The organism is Actinosynnema sp. NPDC023587, assembly GCF_040640215.1.
Taxonomy (GTDB): domain Bacteria; phylum Actinomycetota; class Actinomycetes; order Mycobacteriales; family Pseudonocardiaceae; genus Actinosynnema.
This window is the reverse complement of record NZ_JBFABG010000007.1, coordinates 172,041-198,282: the sequence shown is the minus strand read 5'-3', so window position 1 is coordinate 198,282 and position 26,242 is coordinate 172,041. Positions and strand designations below refer to the sequence as shown.

The window sequence follows — 26,242 nt, the reverse complement described above, 5'->3', positions numbered from 1 at the left end:
GTGTATTAGGTTAGCCTCACCTTAAAGTATGAACCCGATCGTGTGGACCTCTGGAGCAATCCGCCATGCCCGACAGCGCACCGCCCCCGTCCGCCGTGTCCATCGGTCGGCCGCTCGCCAACACCGGGGCGTACGTCCTCGACGGCGGACTCCAACCCGTCGCCGAAGGACTGGTCGGAGAGCTCTACCTGGCGGGTGACGGGCTGGCGCGCGGCTACCTCGGCAACCCCGGCCTGACCGCCGCCAGGTTCGTCGCCGACCCGCACGGCCCTGCGGGTTCCCGCATGTACCGGACCGGCGACCTGGTCCGGGAGCGGCCGGACGGCGAATTCGAGTACGTGGGCCGGGCGGACGAGCAGGTCAAGGTCCGCGGCTTCCGGGTCGAGCCGCGCGAGGTCGCCGCCGCGCTGACCGCGCTGCCCGGTGTCGACGGCGCGGCCGTGCTGCCGCTGCCCGACGCCGGCGGCGCGCTGCGGCTGGTCGGGTACGTCGTGCCGGAGTCGCTGGACCCGGCCGGGGTGCGGGCCGCGCTGTCCCGCGTGCTGCCCGAGTACCTGGTGCCCGCGGCGATCGTGCCCGTGGACCGCATCCCGTTGACCTCCAACGGGAAGGTCGACCGGAGGGCACTGCCCGCGCCGACCGCCGACACCGCCGGCCGCGCACCCGCCTCACCCCTGGAAACCCGGCTGTGCGAGCTGTTCGCCGGGGTGCTCGGCCTGCCTGGGTTCGGCGCGGACGACGACTTCTTCGCCCTGGGCGGGCACTCGCTGCTGGCCACCCGGCTGATCGGCGCGATCCGCGCGGAACTCGGCCGGGACCTGTCGCTGCGCGCCCTGTTCGCCGAGCCCACGCCCGCCGCCGTGGCCGCCGCGCTCACCGAGCTCGGCCGCCCGGCGCTGACCCGCCGCACCCTGCCGGACCGGTTGCCGCTGTCGTTCGCGCAGCAGCGCCTGTGGTTCCTGCACCGGCTCGACCCCGCCGACATCACCTACAACCTGCCGCTGGTGGTGCGGCTGACCGGTGCGCTGGACGAGCGCGCGTTGCGGGCCGCGCTGGCCGACGTGTCCGCGCGCCACGAATCGCTGCGCACCGTCTTCCCCGAGGGCCCGGACGGCACGCCGCACGCGCGGGTGCTCGACGTCGGCCCGGACCTCGTCGCGGTGCCCGCCGGCGACCCGGAATCGCTGGTGCGCCAGGAGATCCGCCGCACCTTCGACCTGACCGCCGAGCCGCCGGTCCGCTGCACCGTCGTGCGCGGCCCGGGCGACCGGCACGTCCTGGTCCTGCTGCTGCACCACATCGCGGCCGACGAGTGGTCCATGGGCCCGCTGGTGGGCGACCTCGCCGCGGCCTACCGCGCCCGCCTCGACGGCGACGAGCCCGCCTGGCCCGAGCTGCCCGTGCGCTACGCCGACTACGCGCTGTGGCAACGGGACGTGCTCGCCGCCGGCACCCAGCTCGACCACTGGCGCACCGCCCTCGCGGGCGCGCCGGACGTGCTGGAGCTGCCGACCGACCGCCTCCGCCCCGCCGTCGCGGGCACGGCCGGCGACACCGCGCCGTTCACCATCACGCCGCGCACCGCGCACGCCGTCCGGACGTTGGCCGCGCGGACCGGCGCGAGCGTGTTCATGGTGCTGCACGCCTGCCTCACGGCCCTGCTGCGCCGGCTCGGCGCGGGCACCGACATCACCATCGGCACGCCCGTCGCCGGGCGGGGTGACCGCGCGCTCGACCAGCTCGTCGGCTTCTTCGTCAACACCCTGGCGCTGCGGGTGGACACCGCCGACCTGGTCACGTTCGAGGAGCTGCTGGAGGCCGTGCGCCAGGTCGACCTGGCCGCGTTCGACCACTCCGACGTGCCGTTCGAGCAGGTGGTCGAAGAGCTCAACCCGCCGCGCTCGCCGGCCCACTCGCCGCTGTTCCAGGTGCTGCTGGTGCACCGCGCCGGGCTCGCCGAGCGGCTCGACCTGCCGGGGCTCAAGTCCACTGTGGACGTCACCGGGGTCGGCACGGCGAAGTTCGACCTCACCTTCGGCGTGGTGGACACCGGGTCGGCGATGACCGGCAGCGTCGAGTACCGCTCCGACCTGTTCGACCCGACCACGGCCCGCACGCTCGGCGAGCGGTTCGCGCGCCTGCTCGACGCCGTCACCGCCGACCCCTCCCGGGGCATCGAGGACGTGGACCTGCTCTCCGCCCGGGAGCGCGACGAGGTGCTGCACCGCTGGAACGCGACGCGGCGGGCCGTCCCGCCGACCACCCTGCCGCACCTGCTGCGCCGCCAGGCGGCGTGGACGCCCGACGCGATCGCGGTGGTCGACGGGCAGCGGGCCGCCGGCGAGCGGGAGATCACCTACGCCGAGTTCGACCGCCGGGTGGAGGAACTCGCCCAGGTGCTGGCCTCGGTCGGCGCGGGGCGGGACCGGATCGTCGCCGTGGCGCTGCCCCGGTCGCTCGACCTCGTCGTGGCGCTGCACGCGGTGCAGCGGGCCGGGGCGGCGTACCTCCCGCTGGACGTCGACCACCCGGCCGACCGGATCGCCGGTGTCCTGGCGGACGCCGGACCGGTCGCGGTCCTCGCCGACCGCGACTTCCCCGGTTTCCCCGTGGTGCGGCTGGACGCCCCGCTGCCCCGGGTCGACCCGCGCCCGCTGCCGGCGCTGTCGCCGGACGACGCCGCCTACGTGATCTTCACCTCCGGCTCCACCGGCCGGCCGAAGGGCGTCGTGGTGCCGCACCGGGGGATCGTGAACCGCCTGCTGTGGATGCAGGACCGGTACCGGCTCGCCCCCGACGAGCGGGTGTTGCAGAAGACCCCGGCGACCTTCGACGTGTCGGTGTGGGAGTTCTTCTGGCCGCTGCTGGTCGGCGCGACGCTGGTGGTGGCCCGACCGGACGGCCACCGCGATCCCGCCTACCTCGCCTCGGTCATCCGCGAGCACCGCGTCACGACCGTCCACTTCGTACCGTCGATGCTGCGGGCGTTCCTGGACGAACCGACCGCGGTCGGGTGCTCCAGCCTGTTCCGGGTGGTGTGCAGCGGCGAAGCCCTGCCCGGCGACGTGGCCCGCCGGTGCCGCGAGCTGCTGCACGTCGAGCTGCACAACCTCTACGGCCCGACCGAGGCGTCCGTGGACGTCACCGCGTGGCAGGTCTCCAACGCCGACGGTGCGGCGGTCCCGATCGGCCGCCCGGTGTGGAACACCGGCGTGCGGGTGCTGGACCCGGCGCTGCGGCCGGTGCCCGCGAACGTCGCGGGCGAGCTGTACCTGACGGGCGCGCAGTTGGCCCGGGGCTACCTCGACCGCCCCGGCCTGACCGCCGAGCGGTTCGTCGCCGACCCGTACGGCCCCGCCGGCACCCGCATGTACCGCACGGGCGACCTGGCCCGCTGGACGGCCGACGGCGTGGTGGAGTTCCTGGGCCGGGTGGACCACCAGGTCAAGCTGCGCGGCTTCCGGATCGAGCTGGGCGAGGTGGAGGCGGCGCTGTCCGCCGCGCCGGGGGTGCGCGCCGCCGCCGTGCTGCTCCGGGAGGGCGCGGGTGGCGAGCCCGCGCTGGTCGGCTACCTCGCGGGCACGCCGGACCCGGCCGAGGTGCGGCGGTTCGCGTCGACCGTGCTGCCGGACTACATGCTGCCGTCCGCGTTCGTGGTGCTGGACGAACTCCCGTTGTCCGCCAACGGGAAGCTCGACCGCAAGGCCCTGCCCGCGCCCGTGGTGGAGGCCACGGCGTCCCGCGCGCCCGCCACCGCCCGCGAAGCGGCCCTGTGCCGGGTGTTCGAGGACGTGCTGGGCGTCCCGGCCGGTGTGGACGACGACTTCTTCGCCCTGGGCGGGCACTCCCTGCTCGCCACCCGCCTGGTCGGCCGCGTGCGCGCCGAACTCGGCGTGGACCTGCCGCTGCGGTCGCTGTTCGCCGCGCCGTCGCCGGCCGCGCTCGCGCTGCTGGTGGACGACAGCGGCCCGGCCCGCCCGCCGCTCGTCGTCGCCGAGCGCCCCGACGAACTGCCGCTGTCCGCGCCCCAGCGGCGGCTGTGGTTCCTGGGTCGCGTGGACGGCCCCAACGCCGGCTACAACCTGCCGCTGCTGCTGCGCCTGACCGGTGCGCTCGACGTGCCGGCGCTGGAGGCCGCGCTGGCGGACGTGGTCGAGCGCCACGAGACGCTGCGCACGGTGTTCCCCGAGGTGGACGGACGTCCGCGCCAGGTCGTGCGGGACGACCGCCCGGTGCTCCACCGGGTGGACCGGCTGGAGCCCGGCTACGTGTTCGACCTGGCCAGCGAACCGCCGCTGCGCGCGTCTTTGGCGGTCGACGGCCCGGACGAGCACCGCCTGTTGCTCCTGCTGCACCACGTGGCGGGCGACGAGGCGTCCCTGGAGCCGCTCGCGACCGACCTGTCCACCGCCTACGGCGCACGCCTGCGCGGCGAAGCGCCCACGTGGTCGCCGTTGCCGGTGCAGTACGCCGATTACACGTTGTGGCACAACGACCTCCTGGCGCAGGTCGACCAGGCGCAGCTCGCGCACTGGACGACCGCGCTGGCCGGCCTGCCGACCAGGCTGACGCTGCCGACCGACCGCCCGCACCCGGCGGTGGCCGGCGTCGCCGGTGCGCTGCACGGGTTCCAGATCGGGGGCGAGCTCCACGACGCCGTGCGCGGCCTGGCCCGGTCCACCGGTACCAGCGTGTTCATGGTCGTGCAGGCCGCCGTCGCGGCGCTGCTGTCCCGGCTGGGCGCGGGCGAGGACGTTCCGCTGGGCGCACCCGTCGAGGGCCGCCCGGACCCCGCGCTGGACCGGCTGGTCGGGTTCTTCGTCAACACCCTGGTGCTGCGGGTGGACCTGGCGGGCGACCCGTCGTTCCGGACCCTGCTGGACCGGGTGCGGCAGACCGACCTGGCCGCGTTCGACCACGCCGACCTGCCCTTCGACCGGGTGGTCGAGGCGGTCAACCCGGAGCGCTCGGCCGCCCACCACCCGCTGTTCCAGGTGATGGTGAGCCACCAGATCGGCGAGCGCCGCCCGCCGGAGCTGGCCGGGCTCACCGCGGAGATCGCGCAGGCCGCGCAGGAGACCTCGAAGTTCGACCTCACCTTCAGCGTGCACGAGGTGCCCGGTACCCCCGGCATGGCCGGGTTCGTCGAGTACCGCACCGACCTGTTCGACGAGTCCACTGTGGACGGCATGGCCGAGCGGCTGGTCTCGTTGCTGCGCCAGGCGTGCGCGGAACCGGACCGGGTGCTGGGCGACTTGGACGTGCTGCTGCCCGGCGAGCACGCCGTCGCACCGGAGCCGGTGGCCGCGCCGTTGCTGCCGGAGGTGCTCGACGGCCTGCCCGCCGGGCTCCCGGCGGTCACCGACGACACCACGACGCTGACCTACGGCGAGTTGCGCGCGCGCGTGCACGGCCTGGCGCACTGGCTGCGCGATCGCGGAGCCGGCCCGGAGCGCGTCGTCGCGATCACCGTGCCGCGCGGCGTCGACTCGGTGGTCGCGCTGCTCGGCGTGCTCGCGGCCGGCGCAGTGGCGCTGAACCTGGACCGCGACTACCCGCGAGCCCGGCTGGACGCCATGATCGCGGACGCCGAGCCGGTGCTGGTGCTCGACGAGCTGCCCGATGTCGTGGGCACCGGGCCGAAGTGGGACATCGCACCCGCATCGGCCGCGTACCTGCTCTACACCTCGGGGTCGACCGGCAGGCCCAAGGGCGTCGTCGTCACGCACGCCGGCATCGCGGCCCTGCTCGCGGCGCACCGCCGGGACCTGGTCACGACCGGCCGCCGGCTGACCGTCGCGCACACCGCGTCGTTCTCGTTCGACGCGTCCTGGGACCCGGTGCTGTGGATGCTGGCCGGTCACCTGCTCGACGTCGTGCCCGGCGAGGTCTACCGGGACCCGGCCGCGATGCTCGCGCGGGTCGCGGACAAGGAGCTCGACTACCTCGACTTCACCCCGTCCTACCTGCGGGAACTGGTCGACGAAGGGTTGTTCGACAACGCCTACGTGCCCGGCGTGATCGCGGTCGGCGGCGAGGCCGTGCCGGACGCGCTGTGGGACGAGCTGGTCCGGCCGGGCGTGCGGGCGCTGAACCTGTACGGCCCCACGGAGTGCACGGTCGACGCGTACTGGTGGGACGAGGACGGCGGACGCCCGGTGGCGGGCAGCGCCGCGCTGTTGCTCGACGCCCGGCTGCGCCCGGTCCCGGCCGGCGTGGTGGGCGAGCTGTACCTGGCGGGCGCGTCGCTCGCGCGCGGCTACCTCGGCCGCCCCGGCGCGACCGCCGAGCGGTTCGTCGCGAACCCGTTCGGCCCGGCCGGTTCCCGGCTCTACCGGACCGGCGACCTGGCCCGCTGGACGCCGCGCGGCCTGGCCGTGCTCGGTCGGGCGGACGACCAGGTCAAGGTGCGCGGCTTCCGGATCGAGCCGGGCGAGGTCGAAGCCGCCCTGGCCGCCCACCCCGCCGTCGGGCAGGCCGCCGTGGTGCTGCGCGACGGTCGGCTGATCGCCTACGTGACACCGTCCGATGTGGACGGTGCGGCGCTGCGGGCGCACGTCGGCGGCGTGCTGCCGGACTACATGGTGCCGGCCGCCGTCGTGGCGCTGGACGCGTTCCCGCGCACCGCCAACGACAAGCTGGACGTGGCGGCGCTGCCCGCGCCGACGTTCACCCGGGGTTCGTCCGAGCCCGCCGACGACACCGAGCGCCTGCTCTGCGCGCTGGTCGCGGAGGTGCTGCGACTCGACGAGGTGGGCCCGGACGACGGGTTCTTCGACCTCGGCGGCGACAGCATCGTCTCCATCCAGCTCGTCAGCCGGGCGCGGGCGGCCGGGCTCGGGCTCACCGCGCGGGACGTGTTCACGCACAAGACCGCGCGCGGGCTCGCCGCCGTCGCCGCACCGCTCGCCCAACCGGACGTCCACGACACCGCGGCGGACGCGCTGGGCGACGTCCCGGCCACCCCGATGACCGCGTGGCTGGGCGAGCTGGACGCGCCGGTGTCGGGCTACCACCAGGCGCTGCTGCTCCGGGTGCCCGGTGACGAAACCCGGCTGCGCCACGCGGTCGGGGCCCTGCTGGCCCGGCACGACCTGCTGCGCGCGCGCCTGGTGCGCGGCGAGCGGTGGTCGTTGACCGTGCCGGGAACCGCGCCGGAGGTCTTCCGGCGGGCCGTCGGCGACGTCGAGGCCGAATCGGCCGCCGCGCGCGACCGGCTCGACCCGGACGCGGGCGTGATGGTGCAGGCCGTGTGGTTCGAGGACCTCGGCCGGCTGCTGCTGACCGTGCACCACCTCGTGGTGGACGCCGTGTCGTGGCGAATCCTGCTGTCCGACCTGGCCGATGCCTACCGGGGCGTCGAACTGCCGCGCACCGGCGTGGCCTTCCGCACCTGGGCGCGGGCCCAGGGCGACTACGCGGCGGACCTGCCCGCGTGGGCGGCCGTGCTGGACGGCGCGGACCTCCCGCTGGGCCGGCCGCTCGACCCGGCCGTGGACACCGAGGCGACCGTGCGGCGGCTGACCGTCACCGCTCCCGAGCCGAAGAACGCCGACGACGCCCTGCTCACCGCGCTGGCCCTGGCGTTCCGCCGGGTCCGGGGCGTCGAAAGCCTGGTCGTGGACCGGGAAGCGCACGGCCGGGACGGCGACCTGGACGTGTCCCGCACGGTCGGCTGGTTCACCGCCGTGCACCCGCTGCGCCTCACGCCCGGCGCGGGCACCGCGACGGAGGCGGTGAAGGCGGTCCGGGAGCAGGTCCGCGCGCTGCCGCCGGTGGCCGGGTTCGGCGTGCTGCGGCACCTGCGCGGGGTCGACTTCCCCCGGCCCCGGGTCGGGTTCAACTACCTCGGCCGGCTGCCCGCCCCGCAGGACGCCGACTTCGCCGTGGCGCGGGAAAACTCGTCGCTGGTCGGCGGGATCGACCCGGGGATGCCCGCCGTGCACGCCATCGAGATCGACGCCGCGTCGCACGACGGCGAGCTGACCGCCACGTGGGCGTGGCCCGCCGGCGTGCTGGACGAGGCCGAGGTGCGCGCCCTGGCCGACGCCTGGGTGCGGGCGCTGGCCGAGATCCCGGCCGAGGTCCGCACCCCGTCGGACTTCCCGCTGGCCGCGCTCGACCAGTCCGAAGTGGACGCCCTGCCCGCCGAGGTGGTCGAGGTCTGGCCGCTGACCGCGTTGCAGCAGGGCATGGTGTTCCAGGCGGAGTTCGACCGGGGCGGCCCGGACGTCTACCTGACCCAGCTCGCGCTCGACCTGCGCGGACCGCTGGACGCCGAAGCGCTGCACCGCGCCGCGCAGGGCTTGGTCGACCGGCACGCGACGCTGCGCACGGCGTTCCCCGACACCCGGCACGCCCTGGTGCACCGGCGGGTCGACGTCGGCTGGCGGTACCTGGACGTACGGGGCCAGGACGTCGACGCCGCGCTGCACCGCGTCACCGAGGAGGACGCGGCCCTCCGCTTCGACCTCGCCGTGCCGCCGCTGATCCGCTGCACGCTGACCCGCACCGGGACCGACCGGCACCGCCTGCTGATCAGCAACCACCACGTGCTGCTGGACGGCTGGTCGACGCCGTTGCTGCTGGACGACCTCTTCGCGCTGTACCAGGGCGTCGAACCCCGCCCCGTCACCGGACCGCACGAGTACCTGCGGTGGCTGACCTCCCGGGACGCCGACGACACCGCGAACACCTGGCGGGCGGCCCTGGCCGACGTCCGGCCGACGCTGGTCGGCGGCTCGTCGGCGGACCGCGCGCCGGCCCTGCCGGACACGCTGCGCACCACGCTCGACCCGTCGTTCGGCACCGCGCTGGGCGAGCGGGCCAAGGCCGCCGGCGTCACGCTGAACACGCTGGTGCAGACCGCGTGGGCGCTGGTGCTGAGCGGGCTGACCGGTTCGTCCGACGTGGTGTTCGGGACGACGGTGTCCGGCCGCCCGCCGCAGGTGCCCGGCATCGAGAACGTCGTGGGCCTGTTCATCAACACCGTCCCGGTCCGGGTGCGGCTGGACCCCGCCGAAACGCTGACCGCGCTGCTGGCGCGCGTGCAGGACGAGCAGACCGCGTTGCTGGACCACCAGCACGTGGGCCTGTCCGACCTCCAGCGCGACCACGGCGAGCTGTTCGACACCCTCGCGGTGTTCGAGAACTACCCGTTCGACGCCGACAAGGCGGCGGAACCCGTCCCGGGCCTGCGGGTCTCGGCGGTCGCCGGCCGGGACGCGACGCCGTTCCCGCTGGGCCTGACCGTGACCCCCGCCGAGAGCCTGCGGGTGGACCTGGAACACCGGCCGGACGTGGTCGACGCCGAACCCGTGCTGGCCGCGCTGCTCGCGGTGCTGACGGCGTTCGCCGGGCAACCCGACCTGCCCGTGGGCCGGCTCCCGCTCGCCCCGCCCGCGCCGGTCCCGCTCGGTGCCCCGGTCGAGGGCCCCTCGATCCCGGAGGCCCTGGCCCGGCAGGTCACCCTGACCCCGGACGCGGTCGCGCTGAGCGACGGCGGCGGCTCCCGGACGTTCGCCGAGCTGGCCCGGGACGTGGACCGGGTCGCGGCCTGGCTCGCCGACCGGGGCGTGGCCCGCGAGCACGTGGTGGGGCTCGCCCTGGCACGGGGCGCGGACGCGGTCGTCGCGCTGCTCGCCGTGCTGCGGGCCGGTGCGGTCGCCCTGCCGCTGGACCCGGAGTACCCGGCCGAGCGGCTCGCGCTCATGACCGAGGACGCCCGGCCGGCGCTCGTGCTGCGCGACCTGCCCGAAACGGCGGGCACGAGGGACTTGCCGTGGCCGTCGCGGGACGACGCGGCCTACGTGATCTACACCTCCGGGTCGACCGGGCGGCCCAAGGGCGTCGTCGTGCCGCACCGGGCACTGGCGAACCTGCTCGCCGGACACCGGAGGGACCTGTTCGGCGAGGAGCGCCGGCGCGTCTCGCACACCGCCTCGCTGTCGTTCGACGCGGCGTGGGACCCGATCCTGTGGATGGTCGCCGGGCACGAACTGCACGTCGTCGGCGAGGACGTCTACCGCGACCCCGACGCGTTCGTCGAGCTGGTGCGCCGTGAGCGGATCGACGTCGTCGACTTCACGCCGACGTTCCTGACCCAGCTCGTGGACCGGGGCCTGCTGACCGGCGCGCACCGGCCCGGCGTGGTCTGCGTCGGCGGTGAGGCGGTGCCGGAGTCGCTGTGGGACAGGCTGTCCGGTGTCCGCGCGGTCGACCTGTACGGCCCCACCGAGTACACCGTGGACGCCTACCTGCGTCACCGCGACGGCGAGAGCCCGATCGCCGGCACCACGACCCGCGTGCTCGACGGCGCGCTCCGGCCGGTCGCGCCGGGCGTCGCGGGCGAGCTGTACCTGGCCGGACCCGGCCTGGCCCGGGGCTACCTGGGCAACCCGGGCCTCACCGCGCAGCGGTTCGTGGCCGACCCGCACGGCGCGCCCGGCACCCTGATGTACCGCACCGGCGACCTGGCCACCCTGTCCGGCGACGGGGAGCTGCGCTTCCGGGGCCGGGCCGACGACCAGGTGAAGGTCCGGGGCTACCGGATCGAGCTCGGCGAGGTGGAGGCGGCGCTGGCGGCCCTCGACGGCGTCACGGCCGCCGCCGCCGTGGTCCGGGACCGCCGCCTGGTGGGCTACGTCGTCGGCACGCCGGCGGACGGCCTGCGGGACGTGCTCGCCGCCAGCCTGCCCGCCCACCTGGTGCCGGCGGTGGTCGTCGCGCTGGACGAACTGCCGTCGACCCCCAACGGCAAGGTCGACCGCGCCGCCCTGCCCGCGCCGACCGCACCGGAGCGGACCGTGGCCGGACCGCGCACCGAGGGCGAACGCGTGGTGTGCCAGGCGTTCGCGGACCTGCTCGGCGTCGCGGTCGGCGTCGACGACGGGTTCTTCGAACTCGGCGGCGACAGCATCGTCTCCATCCAGCTCGTCAGCCGGATTCGCGCGGCCGGGTACGCGCTCACCGCGCGCCAGGTGTTCACCGAGCGCACCCCGGCCCGGATCGCGGCGGTGCTCGCGCCGCTCGTGGCGGACACCGCGGAACCCGCCGAGGCCGCGCACGGCGACCTGCCCGCACCGCCCATCACCCGCTGGCTGGCGGCCCTGGTCGGCGACGAGCCGGAGCGGATGTCGGCCTACAGCCAGGAGGTCCTGGTCCGGCTGCCCGCCGCGCTCACCGACGAGGAGCTGGCGGCCGGCCTGCGGGCCCTGGTCGACCGGCACCCCGTGCTGGGCGCGCGCCTCGTGCCCGGCGACCCGTGGCGGCTGGACGTGCCCGCGTCGCCGGAGGTCGGCCTGCGCGTCGGCACCGGCGACGTGGCGGTGGAGCTGCGCGCCGCGCAGGACGAGCTGGACCCGGTCGGCGGCGTAATGTTCCGCGCGGTGCGGCTCGGCGACCGGCTCCTGCTGGTGGCGCACCACCTCGTCGTGGACGCGGTGTCGTGGCGGATCGTCCTCGGTGATCTGGAAGCCGCGTGCGCGGGCCGTGCGCTGGACCCGGTGCCGGTGTCGTACCGGACGTGGGCCTGCTCGCTGGTGGACCGCGACCCGCGCGCGGACTACTGGAACGCGTTGGCGCGCACCGAACCCGTGCTCGGCTCCCGTCCGCTGACCCGGGACGACACGGCCGCCACGACCCGTCGGCTCGCGGTCACCGTCCCCGCCGGGCCGCTGCTGACCACCGTTCCGGCGGCGGTGCGCGGCACCGTGCAGGACGTGCTGCTGACCGCGCTGGCCCGGGTGCTGCCCGGCTGGCGACGCGACCACGGCTACGGCGACGCGGACGAGGTCCTGGTGGACGTCGAGGGCCACGGCCGGGACGGCGAGCTGGACCTGTCCCGCGCGGTCGGCTGGTTCACCTGCCTGTACCCGGTGCCGCTGGACGGCCGAGGCGACGTCGTCACCGCGTTGAAGCGGGTGAAGGAGCAGCTCCGCGCCGCGCCCGACCACGGCCTGGGCTTCGGCCTGCTGGGCACCGTCGACGGCGGCCGGATCTGCTTCAACTACCTCGGTCGCACGACCGGCGCGCCCGGCGGCGCGTGGACGCCCGAACCGGACCTGCTGCGGGGTGGCGCGGACCGGCTGCCGGCCGCGTACCCGCTGGAGGTCAACGTGGACGCCGCGGACGACGTGCTGTCCGCGGTGTGGTCGTGGCAGGACGGCGTGCTGACCGAGGTCGAGGTGGCCGACCTCGCCCGGCGCTGGACCGCCGCGCTGGCCGAGCTCGCCGAGGTCCGCGAAGCCGGTCGCACGCCGTCGGACTTCCCGCTCGCGACGCTGACCCAGTCCGAAGTGGACGGTCTGCCGCACGGCGTGCTCGACGTCTGGCCGCTGACCCCGTTGCAGCAGGGCATGGCGTTCCACGCGTTGCTCGACGACGAGGGCCCCGACCTCTACCTCACGCAGCTCACGCTGGACCTGCACGGGGCCTTGGACGTCCCGGCGCTGCGCGCGGCCGTGGACGCGCTGGTGGCCCGGCACGACAACCTCCGGGTCGGCGTGCGCGGCGGGTTCGCCTACGTGCCGGAGGCGGTCGAGGTGCCGTGGATCGAGCCGCACGGCGTGGACCCGGACGAATTCCTGAAGGAGGACCAGCGCGTCCGCTTCGACCTGGACGCGCCGCCGTTGCTGCGGTGCGCCCTGCTGCGCCTGGGCGACGACCGGTTCCGGTTCGTGCTGAGCAGCCACCACCTGCTGCTGGACGGCTGGTCGACGCCGTTGCTCGTCCAAGAGCTGTTCGCGCACTACGCCGGTGAGCGCCCGGCGGCCGTGCCGCCGTTCCGCCGCTACCTGGAGTGGCTGGGTGAGCGGTCGGGCAGCTCGCTCGACGTGTGGCGGGAAGCCCTGGCGGGCGTCGAGCCGACCCTGGTCAGCCCCGGCGCGTCGCAGGACGCGGTGGACCCGGAGGAGGTCGCGGTCGAGCTGACCGAGGACCTCACCCGGCGGCTGGCGCGGCTGGCGCAAGAGCTGGGCGTCACCGTCAACACGGTCGTGCAGGTCGCCTGGGCGGTCCTGCTCGGCCACCTGACCGGGCGCGACGACGTGGTGTTCGGCGCGACGGTGTCCGGGCGGCCCGCCGAGCTCCCGGACGTCGACGCGATGATCGGCCTGTTCATCAACACCGTCCCGGTGCGGGTGCGGCAGGACCGCGACGAGACGTTCCGCGCGCTCGTGACGCGGGTCCAGCGCGAGCAGGCGGCGCTGGGCGAGCACCACCACGTGGCGCTGGCGGACCTCCAGCGGGGTGTCGGCCGGCTGTTCGACACGCTGGTGGTGTTCGAGAACTACCCGTTCGACCCGGAGACCGCCGCGCACCGGGTCGGCGGCGTCACGATCGCGGGCGTCGGCGGACGGGACACCACGCACTACCCGCTGGCCCTGTCCGTGCTGCCCGGCGCGCGGCTGCGGCTGCTGCTGGAGTACCGGCCGGACCTGCGCGACGCGGCCGAGGTCGGCCGCATCGGCGACCGGCTGGCGGCGTTGCTGGCGACGGTGATCACCGACCCGGACCGGCGTCCCGCGCGCACCACGTCCCTGCTGCCGGGGGAGATCGACCGCCGGACGGCTCCGGGCCGACCCGCCGAACCCGTCACCGACGTCCTGCGCGCCCAGGCGCGCCGGACGCCCGACGCGCTCGCGGTGGTGGCGGACCGGGCGGTGACCTTCGCGCAGCTCGACGCGGAGTCCGACCGGCTGGCCGCGTGGCTGGTCGCGCGCGGTGCCGCGCCCGAGCGGTTCGTGGCGCTGGCGCTGCCGCGCGGGGCCGACGCCGTCGTGGCGATCTTCGGCGTGCTGAAGTCCGGCGCGGCGGTGCTCCCGATCGACCCGGACTACCCGGCCGAGCGGATCGCCCACGTGCTGGCCGACGCGAAACCCGTGCTGCGCCTGGACGAACTCCCCGAACTGCCGGAGGTCGGCACGACGGTCCCGGTCCCGCCGGGCAGCGCGGCGTACGCGATCTACACCTCCGGGTCGACCGGCACCCCGAAGGGCGTCGTGGTCCCGCACTCGGCGCTGGCCAACCTGTTCGCCTCGCACCGGGCGGCGCTGTTCGGCGACCGCCGGCTCAAGGTCACGCACACCGCGTCGTTCTCCTTCGACGCGGCCTGGGACCCGATCCTGTGGATGCTGGCGGGCAACGAGCTGCACGTGCTGGACGCCGACACCTACCGCGACCCGGACCTGGTGCTGGCACTGGTGCGGGAACGCGGCCTCGACCACCTCGACTTCACCCCGACCTACCTGGCGCAACTGGCCGAGCGCGGGCTGTTCGACGACCCGCCCGCCGTGCTCTGCGTCGGCGGCGAGGCGGTACCGGAATCGTTGTGGCGCAAGCTGACTGCGGCGCGCGGCGAGGTCTACGACTGCTACGGCCCGACCGAGTGCACGGTCGACGCCTACATCCGGCACACCGACCAGACCGTCACGCCGGTCGCCGGCACCTCGCTCTACGTGCTGGACACCGCGCTGCGCCCGGTCCCGCCCGGTGCCGTCGGCGAGCTGTACCTGGCCGGGCCGGGCCTGGCCCGGGGCTACCTCGGACAGCCCGGCCGCACCGCCGCGCGCTTCATCGCCGACCCCCTCGGGGACCCGGGTTCCCGCGCCTACCGCACGGGCGACCTGGCCCGGTGGACCGATCGCGGCGTCGAGCTGCTCGGGCGGGCCGACGACCAGGTCAAGGTGCGCGGGTACCGGATCGAACCCGGCGAGGTCGCGGCCGTGCTGACCGCGCACCCCGCCGTGCGCAACGCCGTGGTCGTGGTCCGGGACAACCGCCTGGTCGGGTACGCCGAGGGCGAGGCCACCGCCGAGGAGCTGCGCGAGCACGCGGTGCGCGCGCTGCCCGAGCACATGGTGCCCGTGGTCGTCGTGCTGGCCGACCTCCCGCTGCTGCCCAACGGGAAGGTGGACCGGGCGGCGCTGCCCGACCCCGAGCTCCGCACCGGCACCTACCGCGCCCCGGCGACGGCGGCCGAGGAAGTGCTGTGCGGCCTGTTCGCCGACCTGCTCGGCGCGCCCCGGATCGGCGTCGACGACGGGTTCTTCGACCTGGGCGGCGACAGCATCGTCTCCATCCAGCTCGTGAGCCGCGCCCGCGCGGCCGGTGTCGTCATCACCCCGCGCCAGGTGTTCGACCTGCGCACGCCCGCCGCGCTGGCGGCGGTCGCCACCACGACGACCACCGCGGAACGCCCGGAGGAGGCGTGGGGCGAGGTGCCGCTGACGCCGATCGTCCGCTGGCTGCTGGACCTCCCCGCCGGCACCAGGGGGTTCAGCCAGGCCGTGCTGCTGCGCACGCCGGACCTGACCGAGTCCCGGCTCCGCTCCGCGCTGGACACCCTGGTCGGCACGCACGACATGCTGCGGGCCAGGCTGGTCGGCCGCGCGCTGACCGTCGAGCCGACCGGGAACGCCGACCTGCGCTGGCTGGACGGCGAGGTCGACTGGGCCGCCGAAGCGCGACGGGCGCAACGGGAGCTCGACCCGGCGCACACGGTGGTCCGCGCCGTCGCGGCGCGCGGCCGGCTGCTGCTGGTGGTCCACCACCTGGTGGTGGACGAGGTGTCCTGGCGAATCCTGGTGCCGGACCTGGCCGCCGCGTGCCGGGGCGAGGGCCTGCCCGCCACCGGCACGTCCTTCCGCCGCTGGGCGCGCACGCTGACCGCGCTCGACCTGGGCGCGGAGATCCCGCACTGGCAACGGGTCCTGGCCGTCGACGAACCGCTGCTCGGCGCACGTCCGCTCGACCCGGCGCGGGACACCACGGCCACCATGGCGCACCTGCGGATCACCGCCGGCGCACCGCCCGAGGACGTCGCGAAGGCGTGCCACGCCCGGATCGACGACGTGCTGCTCACCGCGCTGGCGCTGGCCGTGCGCGAGGACGGCGGCCCGGTCCTGGTCGACCTGGAGGGCCACGGCCGCGCCGACATCGCGCCGGACGTCGACACCTCGCGGACCGTCGGGTGGTTCACCTCCGTGCACCCGGTGCGCCTCGAACCCGGCACGCGCTCGCCGCTCAAGACGGTGAAGGAGCAGGTGCGCGCCACGCCGTCGACCATCGGCTTCGGCCTGCTGCGCGACCGGCTCCCGGCCCGGCCCGGCCCGCAGATCGCGTTCAACTACCTCGGGCGCGCCACGGCGTCGCCGGACGGCGAGTGGACGCCGGCCCCGGAGAACGCCGGGCTGACCGGCGGCGCGGACGCCGACATGCCGGCCACCCACGCGCTGGAGATCAACGTCGAGGACGTGGCCGGTGAACTGGTCGCGACCTGGTCGTGGCCCTCGGGTGTGCTGGCCGAGGCCGAGGTCCGCGCGCTGGCCGAGTGGTGGGCGCACCGGGTGGCCGAGGTGGCGCGGAGCGCCGAAGCCGGCCACACGCCGTCCGACTTCCCGCTGGTCGCGCTGACCCGGCGGGACGTGGAGGCGCTCGCGCACGACGTCGAGGACATCTGGCCCGCCACGCCGTTGCAGGAAGGTCTGTACTTCCACGCGCTGCTCGACGACGAGGGCCCCGACGTCTACACCGTGCAGCTCGCGCTGGACCTGACCGGCCCGCTGGACGCGGAACGCCTCCGGCAGGCCGCCGCCGGCCTGCTCCGCGACAACCCCAACCTGCGCGCCGGGTTCCACACCGCGCCGAGCGGGCGGGTGGTCGCCGTGGTGCCCCGGCGGGTCGACGGCTGGTGGCGGGTCACCGACTCGCCGCACGCCGCCGAGGAGGACAAGGCCCGGTTCGACCTGACCGCGCCGCCGCTGCTGCGCATCACGCTGCAACGCACCGACGCCGGTCACCGCCTGCTGATCACCAACCACCACCTCCTGCTGGACGGCTGGTCGACACCGCTGTTCGTGCGGGAGCTGTTCCGCCGGTACGCCGGCGAGCCGCCGGTGCGCCGCACGCCGTACCGCGAGTACCTGCGCTGGCTCACCGCGCAGGACCACGGTGCGGCGCTGGACGCCTGGCGCAAGGCGCTGTCCGATGTGGACGGTCCGACGCTGGTCGCCCCGCCCGGTGACCGGGAGCCGGTGCGACCGGACCAGGTCCAGGTGGAGCTGTCCGCGGAGCTCACCGGCCGCCTCGAAGGCTGGGCGCGCGGCACGGGCGTCACGTCCAACACCGTCGTGCAGGTGGTGTGGGCGCTGGTGCTCGGCGGGCTCACCGGCCGCACCGACGTCGTGTTCGGCACGACGGTCTCCGGCCGCCCGCCGCAGGTTCCGGGCGTCGAGGACATGGTGGGGTTGTTCATCAACACCGTCCCGGTGCGGGTGCGGGTGCGGCCCGACGAGACGGTGACCGCGCTCGCCACCCGGGTCCAGGACGAGCAGACCGCCCTGCTGGAGCACCAGCACGTCGGCCTGGCCGAGATCGGCGAGCTGTTCGACACGCTGGCGGTGTACGAGAACTACCCCTTCGACCCGGAGGCCGCCGCCGAGTCCTTCGGCGGCGTGCGGGTGACCGGCGCGGTCGACCAGGACGCCACGCACTACCCGCTGAGCCTGTCCGTGCTGCCCGGCGCGAACCTGGTGCTGCAACTGGGCTACCGGCCGGACGTGTTCGGCCCGGCGGAGGTGGAGGCCCTGGGCGCACGCCTGCTCGCGGTGGTCGAGCAGGTCGTGACCCGCCCGGACGCCCTGGTCGGCACGCTGGACCTGATCACGCCCGGGGAGCGCCGCCAGGTCGTGGAGTCGTTCAACGACACGGAGGTCGACGACCCGGTCCGCACGGTGCCGGAGATGTTCGCCGAGCACGCCCGTCGCGACCCGGACGCGATCGCCGTGGTCTGCGAGGACGTCCGGCTCACCTACCGGGAGCTGGACGAGCGCTCCGCGCGGCTGGCGCACCTGCTGGCCGCTCGCGGCGCACGCCCGGAGACCACGGTGGCCCTGGCGCTGCCGCGCACCGCCGACGTGGTGGTCGCGGTGCTGGGCGTGCTGCGCTCCGGCGCGGCCTACCTGCCGGTCGACCCGTCCTACCCGAGGGCGCGGATCGAGCACCTGCTCCGGGACGCGGCACCGATCGCGATCCTGTCCACTGTGGACACCAATCCGACGGGTGACGCCCTGCTGCTCGACGACCCGGGGTTCCGGGCGCTCTGGGACGCCGCGCCGGCGGTGGAACCCGACCACGGGCTGCGGCCGGAACACCCGGCGTACGTGATCTACACCTCCGGTTCCACCGGCCTGCCCAAGGGCGTCGTGGTCACCCACGAGGGCGTGCCGGCGCTGGTCGCCACGGCGACCCGGTCGCTCGGCATCACCGCGGAGTCCCGCGTCCTGCTGTTCGCGTCGATCAGCTTCGACCTGGCCTTCTTCGAGTGGGCGATGGCGGTGCTGGCGGGTGGCACGGCGGTCGTGGTCCCCGCGCACCGCCGAGTCGCCTCCCACGAGTTGACCGACTACATCGCCGAACACCGCGTGACGCACCTGGCGCTCCCGCCGGCCGTGCTCGGCGCGCTGCCCGAGGAGTGCACCTTGCCGCAGGGGGCGACCCTGTTGTGCGGCACGGAAGCCGTGACGCCGGAACTCGTGCACCGGTGGGGTGGCGTGGTCCGGTTCAACGACGCGTACGGCCCGACCGAGGCGACGGTCAACTCCACGCTGTGGGCGCACTACGAGAGCTGGGACGGGCGCAAGGTGCCGATCGGCGTGCCCGACCCCGGCACCCGCGCGTACGTGCTGGACGCGGCGCTGCGGCCGGTGCCGGTGGGCGTGCCGGGCGAGCTGTACCTGGGCGGACCGGGACTGGCGCGCGGCTACCACGGCAAACCGGGCCTGACCGCGCTGCGGTTCGTCGCCGACCCGTTCGGCCCGGCCGGTTCGCGGCTGTACCGCACCGGCGACCTGGTGAGCTGGCGCGCCACCGGGGACCTGGACTTCCACGGCCGCACCGACGACCAGGTGCAGTTGCGCGGGTTCCGGGTCGAGCCGGGCGAGGTGGAGAACGTGCTGGCCGCGCTGGACGGCGTGCGCCAGGCGGCGGTGGTGCTGCGCGAGGACCGGCCGGGCATCAAGCAGTTGGTCGGCTACGCGACGACCGACCGCGCGCCCGACGACCTGCGCGCCGAGCTGGCGGCCCTGCTGCCCGAGCACCTGGTGCCGGCGGCGGTCGTGGTGCTGGACGCCTTCCCGTTGACCCCCAACGCGAAGCTGGACCGCAAGGCGCTGCCCGCGCCGGAGTTCTCCGGTCACCCGGGAGCACGGCCGCGCACGCCGGTCGAGCGCCTGCTGTGCGGCGCGTACGCCGAGGTGCTGGGCCTGCCCGAGGTCGGCCTGCACGACGACTTCTTCGCGCTGGGCGGGCACTCGCTGCTCGTCGTGCGGTTGCAGGCGGTGCTGGGCACGGCGCTGGGGCGCACGGTCGGCATCCCCGACCTGATCGCGAACCCGACGCCGGCGGCGCTGGCGGCGAACCTCGGCGACGGCTCGGCCGGCACCCGGCCGCTGCTGCCGCTGCGCGCGCGGGGGAGTGGCGCACCGCTGTTCTGCCTGCCGCCGGCGGCGGGGCTCGGCTGGTCCTTCGCCGGCCTGGCGCGGTACCTGCCGGACCGCCCGCTCTACGCGTTGCAGGCCAGGACGTTGAGCACGCCGGGGATGCGCCCGCCGAGCGTGGCGGAGATGGCGGCGGACTACCTGGCGCTGATCCGCGAGGTCCAGCCGCACGGGCCGTACCACCTGCTGGGCTTCTCGCTGGGCGGCCTGGTGGCGCACCGGATCGCGGGCCTGCTGCGCGACCGGGGCGACCGGGTCGCGCTGCTGGCCATGCTCGACGCCTACCCGCCCGGTGGCCCGGAGCGCGCGGACGTGAACGACGCGCACCGGTTCCTGCTCGCCATGGCCGGTCTCGAAAAGTCCGTTGTGGACGATCGCGACGAGGTGGTGGACGCGGTGCTGGAGCACGGTGCGCTCGGCCTCGACCGGGCTGCCCTGCTCGCCGTGGTGGACAACCTGCTGGCGTCCGCCGAGCAGGTCGCGGGGGCCGAGCCGGACGTGTTCGACGGCGATCTGGTGCTGTTCACCGCCGCCCGCGAGGAGCCGGAACCCGCCTTCACCCCGCAGCGCTGGCAGCGGCACGTGACCGGCCGGGTGCGGGTGGTCGAGGTGGACGCCGCGCACGACGAGATGACCGACCCCGACGCCCTCGCGGTGATCGGCCCCGTCCTGGACCAGGAGCTCCCGTCATGACCGCCACCCTGCCGCTGTCCGCGGCGCAGTCCTCGATCTGGTTCGGCCAGCAGCTCGACCCGGCCAACCCGGTCTACAACACGGCCGACTACGTGCTGGTGGAGGGACCGGTCGAGCCGGCGCGGCTGGAGCGGGCGGTGCGCGCGGCGGTCGCCGAGGCGGAATCGCTGCACGCCCGGTTCGCGCTGGAGGGCGAGGAACCCCGGCAGCGGCACGAACCGCGCGAGTGGCCGTTCCCGGTGCTGGACCTCTCCGCCGCCGACGACCCGCTCGCGGCGGCCGAGGAGTGGATGCGGGCGGACGTGCGGACCCCGGTCGACCTGGCCGAGGGGCCGCTGTTCGCGGAGGCGCTGCTGAAGCTGGCCGACGACCGGTGGGTCTGGCACCAGCGGGTGCACCACATCGCGGTGGACGGCTACGCCTTCTCGCTGCTCGCCCGGCGCGTCGCGGACCTGTACACCGACGGCGGCGGCACGGCGTTCGGCCCGTTCGCGACGGTGCTGGAGACCGAGGCGTCCTACCTGGACTCGCCGAAGCGGGCGGCGGACGGCGACTTCTGGCGGGACTACCTGGCCGACCTGCCCGAGCCGCCCGGCCTGGTGGACCGCCTGGCGGGCATCGGCGACCACACCGCGCGGGCCACCGCGCAGGTGCCCGCCGAGGAGCTGCGGGCGTTGGCGCGGCGGGAGGGCGTGGGCTGGCCCGACCTGGTCACCGCCGCCGTGGCGGGCTACCTGCACCGGGTGACCGGTGCGGACGAGGTGGTGCTGGGCCTGCCGGTGATGGGCCGGCTGGGCACGCCGCTGCTGCGGGTGCCGTCGATCGTGATGAACATCGTGCCGCTGCGCGTCCCGGTGGGCTCGGCGGACACCCTGCCCGCGCTGGCGCGGGAGGTCGCCGCGCAGGTCCGGCGCACCCGGCCGCACCAGCGCTACCGGCACGAGCAGATCCGCCGCGACCTGTCCCTGGTCGGCGGCAACCGGAAGCTGTTCGGGCCCGTGGTCAACGTGATGCCGTTCGACAACGACCTGAGGTTCGACGGGTACCGGGGTCGGATGCGCAACCTGGCCGCCGGTCCGGTGGAGGACCTGGCGGTCGGCGTGCGGGACTTCTCCGACGGCTCCGGGCTCAGCGTGGAGCTCGACGGCAACCCGGCGCTGTACGACGACGGGGACCTGGCCCGGCACCGCGACCGCCTGGTGCGCCTCCTGGCCGAGGGCGTGCGCACCCCCGATCGGCCGATCGGCCGAATCCCGTTGGCCGACCGGGTGATCCCGCGCCGGGAGCCGCTGCCGCCCGCGCCGGACGTGGTCGACCTGATCCGGGCGCGGGCCGCCGAGCGCCCGGACGCGACCGCCGTCGAGCAGGGCGGCACCCGGCTGACCTACGCCGAGCTGGTCGCGGAGGCCGACCGGGTGGCCGCCGGGCTCCGGGAGCGCGGCGCGGGCCCGGACGTGCTGGTGTCGCTGGCGCTGCGGCGGCGTCCGGAGACGATCGCCGCGCTGCTCGGCGTGCTGTTCGCGGGCGCGGCCTACGTGCCGCTGGACCCCGACGCACCCGAGGAGCGCACCAGGGCCGTGCTGGCGGCGGCGAACCCGCCGATCCGGATCGCGGACGTCCTGAGTGGACGGACCGATCCCACGCCGGGACAGGTGAAACCGGGCAACCTCGCGTACGTCATCCACACCTCGGGCTCGACCGGACGGCCCAACGGCGTCCTGGTGACCCGGGAGGCGCTGGCCGGGTTCGTCCGGGCGGCCGGCGCGCGGTACGGCGTCACGGCCCGGGACCGGGTCCTCCAGTTCGCCGCCCTGCACTTCGACGCCAGCGTCGAAGAGGTGTTCGTCACCCTGTGCGCGGGCGCGGCGCTGGTGCTGAGGACCGACGAGATGACCGCGTCGATCGGTGGTTTCCTCCGGGCGTGCGATGACTCGCGCGTCACACTGCTGGATCTCCCGACCGCGTTCTGGCACGAGGTCGCGCACGGTGTGGACAGCGGCGAGAAGCTGCCGGACTCGGTGCGCGCGGTCGTCATCGGGGGCGAGGCCGCGCTGGCCACGCGGGTCGCGCAGTGGCGGGCGACCGGTGTCCGGTTGATCAACACCTACGGTCCCACCGAGGCGACCGTGGTGGCCACGGCCGGCGATCTCCACGCGTGATGCCGAACCGTTACCGCCCGCATAAGGTTAGGCTGCCCTTATGTTGGGGTAAGGTGCCCCTGCTCCCCCGATCCCCGCTTCCCCTTTGGGAGAACGATGTCCCGCAGTAGAAAGCTGTTCGCCGCCGTGGCGGTCGCCGCGCTGTCCCTCACCGCGTGCGGGGGAGGCGGCGGCACGGACACCGGTTCGTCGACCTCGGCCGCCGCCGAGGAAGGCCCGCGCACCATCACGGACGCGACCGGCGCGCAGCTCACCGTGCCCGCCAAGCCGAAGAACGTGGTCGCGCTCGCCGAGACCGACCTGGACGCGGTCGTCGCCCTCGGCGTCACGCCGATCGGTGCGAGCAAGTCCCGGCAGGGCGACAGCGTCGCGGGCTACCTCGCGGGCAAGGTGCCGGACGTCAAGCTGGTCGGCGAGATCGTGGAACCGAACCTGGACGCGATCGCGGCGCTCGACCCGAAGCCGGACATCATCCTCTACGGCCACTTCATCGAGCCGGACCCGGCGCAGATCGCGGACCTCAACGCCATCGCGCCCACCGTCGTCACCAGCCTGGTCCAGGACGACTGGAAGGCCAGCCTGAAGGGCGTGGCGAACGCGCTGAACCTCTCGGCCAAGGCCGACGAGGTGCTCAAGGACTACGACAAAAAGGTCGCCGACACCAAGGGCGCGCTCGGCGCGAACGCCTCCGCCGAGGTGAGCCTGGTCCGCTGGAACCCGCAGGGTCCGACCTACCTCCAGAAGCAGCACTTCGCCAGCACCGTCGTGAGCGACCTGGGCATCAAGCGCCCGCAGGCGCAGCAGACCGACGGCACCGGCCCGTCCGACCCGGTCAGCCTGGAGAAGCTGGACGTGCTCGACGGCGACTGGCTGTTCCTGGGCACGCTCAACGCCGACGGCGCGGGCGCGCTCAAGCAGGCCGAGGCGAACCCGACCTGGACGCAGCTCAAGGCCGTGCAGGCCAAGCACGTCGTGACCGTGGACGGCGTGCCGTGGACCTCGCGCGGCGGCCCCGTCGCGGCGGGCATCGTGCTGGACGACATCCGCAAGGCGCTCGGCCAGTAGCCACCCCGGGGAGAAGCGCGTGTGGCGGTACACGGACGGGCGCGGGGTCACGGTGACCCTGCCCCGCCGGCCGGAACGGGTGGCGGTGGTCGACCTGCTGGCCACCTCGACCCTCTGGGCGGCCGGGGTGCGCCCGGTGGCCGCCGCGATGGGCGAGGACCCGGCCGACGACTGCCTGTCGGCCGTGGGCTTCGACCCGTCCGGCGTGGCACGGCTGGACACGGTGGACGACCCGTCGCCGGACCCCGCGCTGCTGCGCCGGGCCGACCTGGTGGTCGACCGGACGCACGGCGACGGGTTGCTGATGGTGGCGGACCCGCCCGTCCCGGCGGTCGGGCTCACGCTCAAGGCCCCCGGCCAGTCGCTCGACGCGCTGTTCGCCGAAGTCGGCTCGCTGGCGGCGGCGCTGGGCTGCCCGCCGGTGCCGGACACCGCCCGCGCCCGGTACCGGGCCGCCAAGTGGCGGGTCCGGGAGGCGGCGCTGTGGCGGCCCGACCGCGCGGTGGCGTTCGCGTTCGTCCGCCACGGGTCGTTGGCCGTGGTCGATCCGGAGCTCTACCCCTGGCTGGTCACCCTGCGGGAACTCGGGGTGCGGCTCGCGCCCCCCGGGCGGTGGCCGGCGGACCGCGTGCCGGCCGGGGTCGACCTGCTTTTCGTGTTCGACGAAGGGAACGATGTGCCGGGCGCGCACCTGTGGACCGATCGCTGGCACGCGTTCGACCACGCCGTGTATGCCGACCTGCTGACCGGGTTCGCCGACGTGCTCGACGGTGACCCGTGCTGAGCCGGTCCGTCGGACTGCTGCTGTGCCTGGTCGCGCTGATGGGGTTCGCGGTGCTCAGCATCGCGGTCGGCGCGCGGTCGGTGCCGCTGTCGACGGTGTTCGAGGCGCTGTGGTCGTCGGACGGCTCCTACGACGCGCTCGTCGTGGCGCAGCAACGCGTTCCGCGCACCGTCCTGGGCATCCTGGTGGGTGCCGCGCTGGGCCTGGCGGGCGCGCTGATGCAGGCGCTGACCCGCAACCCGTTGGCGGACCCCGGTTTGCTCGGCGTCAACAGCGGCGCGGCGGCGGCGGTGGTGTCCGCGATCAGCTTCCTCGGCTTGACCAGCCCGCTGGAGTACGTGTGGTTCGCCTTCGGCGGTGCCGCAGCGGCGGCGCTGGTGGTCTACGGGCTGGGCAGTTCCGGCCGGGCCGGCGGGCCGGTGCGGCTGGCGCTGGCGGGCACGGCGATCAGCGCGGTGCTCGTGGCGTACACGTTCGCCGTGCAACTGGTGGACGACAAGGCGTTGGACCAGTTCCGGTTCTGGATCGTCGGCGGGCTCGCCGGGCGCGACCTGGACGTGCTGGTGCGGGTGGGACCGATGCTGGTGCTGGGCCTGGTGGTGGGCCTGCTGCTCGCGCGGCCGTTGAACGTGATCGCGCTGGGCGACGAGACCGGGCGCGCGCTGGGTGCGAGCCTGGGCACGGTGCGGCTGTCCGCCGCCGCCTCGATCACGCTGCTGTGCGGTGCCGCGACGGCCGCCGCCGGCCCGTTCTCGTTCATCGGGTTGACCGTCCCGCACATCGCGCGGTCCCTGGTCGGGGCCGACCAGCGCTGGGTGCTGCCGTTCTCGGCGGTGCTCGCGCCGTGCCTGCTGCTGGGCGCGGACGTGGTCGGGCGCGTGGTGCTGCCGCCGAGCGAGCTGGAAGCCGGCCTGGTGACGGCGTTCCTGGGCGCGCCGGTGTTCATCGCCCTGGTGCGCGGGAGGAAGGTCGCCCAGCTATGACCGCGCTCAACTCCGTGCGGCTGGTGGGCGGGCGGGTCTCGTTCCGGCTGCACGCCCGTTCGCTCTGGGTCTCCGGCCTGCTCCTGGTGATCACCGCCGGGGCGCTGGTGGCGGCCCTGGTGCTCGGCGACTACCACGTGCCGCTGGACGACGCGGTGCGCGCCGTGTTCGGCGAGAGCACGCGGATGGCCGAACTGTTCGTCGAACGCCGCCGGCTGCCGCGCGCGCTGACCGCCGTCCTGGTGGGCATCGCCATGGGCGTGGCGGGCGCGGTGTTCCAGAGCCTGACCCGCAACCCGCTGGGCAGCCCGGACATCGTCGGGTTCGGGCACGGTGCGGCCACCGGCGCGGTGGTGGTCCTGCTGCTGGTCGGCGGCGGGACCACGCAGACCGCCGTCGGCGCGTTCGTCGGCGGCCTGGTGTCGGCGGCGGTCGTGTACCTGTTGGCGCTCAAGGGCGGCGCGCACGGGTACCGCCTGGTGCTGGTCGGCATCGGGGTCAGCGCGATGCTGATCGCGTTCAACAACTACCTGGTGACGCGGGCCGACCTGGACGACGCGCGCGCCGCCACGGTGTGGATCGTGGGCAGCCTGTACGAGCGGCGCTGGCCCGAGGCGGCGCTGATGGCGGTCGCGCTGCTGGTGCTGCTGCCGGCCGTGCTGGCGCTGAGCCGGACGCTGTCGGTGCTGGACATCGGCGACGAGGGCGCGACGGCGCTGGGCGTCCGGGTCGAGCGGTCCCGGCTGGCGCTGATCGTGACGGCGGTCGGTCTCACGGCCGTGGCGACGGCGTGCGCGGGGCCGGTGGCGTTCGTGTCGCTGGTCGCGCCGCAGGTGTCGCGCCGGCTCACCGGGTCGGCCGGTCCGGGGCTGCTGCCCGCCGGTCTGCTCGGCGGCGTGCTGCTGCTGGTCAGCGACATCGTCGCGCAGCAGATCACCTCGCCGGGCGAGCTCCCGGTGGGCGTGGTGACCGGCGCGGTGGGTGGCGCGTACCTCGGTTGGCTGCTGCTGCGCGAGTGGCGCTCCGGCCGGGGCTGAATCGCCCGAGCGGAGCACTGTGGTG

General features: G+C 75.2%; 6 protein-coding genes. All 6 read left to right on the top strand.

Going from position 1 to position 26,242, the window contains the following annotated elements; all coding sequences use genetic code 11:
* Nucleotides 1–65: 65 nt before the first annotated feature.
* Nucleotides 66–20,189 (top strand): non-ribosomal peptide synthase/polyketide synthase, encoded by a 20,124-nt coding sequence (locus tag AB0G01_RS20565; RefSeq protein ID WP_360947732.1) that lies wholly within the window; start codon nt 66–68, stop codon nt 20,187–20,189.
* Nucleotides 20,186–22,348, top strand: a complete 2,163-nt coding sequence (locus AB0G01_RS20560) for a condensation domain-containing protein (protein WP_360947730.1) — start codon at nt 20,186–20,188, stop codon at nt 22,346–22,348. The genes AB0G01_RS20565 and AB0G01_RS20560 overlap by 4 nt, the downstream gene beginning before the upstream one ends.
* Nucleotides 22,349–22,444: 96 nt before the next feature.
* On the top strand, nt 22,445–23,413 hold the full coding sequence (locus tag AB0G01_RS20555; protein WP_360947728.1) for an iron-siderophore ABC transporter substrate-binding protein: 969 nt from the start codon (nt 22,445–22,447) through the stop codon (nt 23,411–23,413).
* Between the two features lie 19 nt (nt 23,414–23,432).
* A complete protein-coding gene (locus AB0G01_RS20550) occupies nt 23,433–24,197 on the top strand; it encodes a hypothetical protein (RefSeq protein WP_360947726.1) in 765 nt (254 codons plus the stop codon).
* A complete protein-coding gene (locus tag AB0G01_RS20545; protein ID WP_360947724.1) occupies nt 24,191–25,180 on the top strand; it encodes an iron chelate uptake ABC transporter family permease subunit in 990 nt (329 codons plus the stop codon). Before AB0G01_RS20550 ends, AB0G01_RS20545 begins: the two co-directional genes overlap by 7 nt.
* Nucleotides 25,177–26,217, top strand: a complete 1,041-nt coding sequence (locus AB0G01_RS20540) for an iron chelate uptake ABC transporter family permease subunit (protein ID WP_360947722.1) — start codon at nt 25,177–25,179, stop codon at nt 26,215–26,217. The genes AB0G01_RS20545 and AB0G01_RS20540 overlap by 4 nt, the downstream gene beginning before the upstream one ends.
* Nucleotides 26,218–26,242: the final 25 nt, after the last annotated feature.

Excerpts from the sequence above, each read along its gene's own strand:
- AB0G01_RS20565 (WP_360947732.1), top strand. The coding sequence starts at position 66 with ATGCCCGACAGCGCACCGCCCCCGTCCGCCGTGTCCATCGGTCGGCCG.
- AB0G01_RS20560 (WP_360947730.1), top strand. The coding sequence starts at position 20,186 with ATGACCGCCACCCTGCCGCTGTCCGCGGCGCAGTCCTCGATCTGGTTC.
- AB0G01_RS20555 (WP_360947728.1), top strand. The coding sequence starts at position 22,445 with ATGTCCCGCAGTAGAAAGCTGTTCGCCGCCGTGGCGGTCGCCGCGCTG.
- AB0G01_RS20540 (WP_360947722.1), top strand. The coding sequence starts at position 25,177 with ATGACCGCGCTCAACTCCGTGCGGCTGGTGGGCGGGCGGGTCTCGTTC.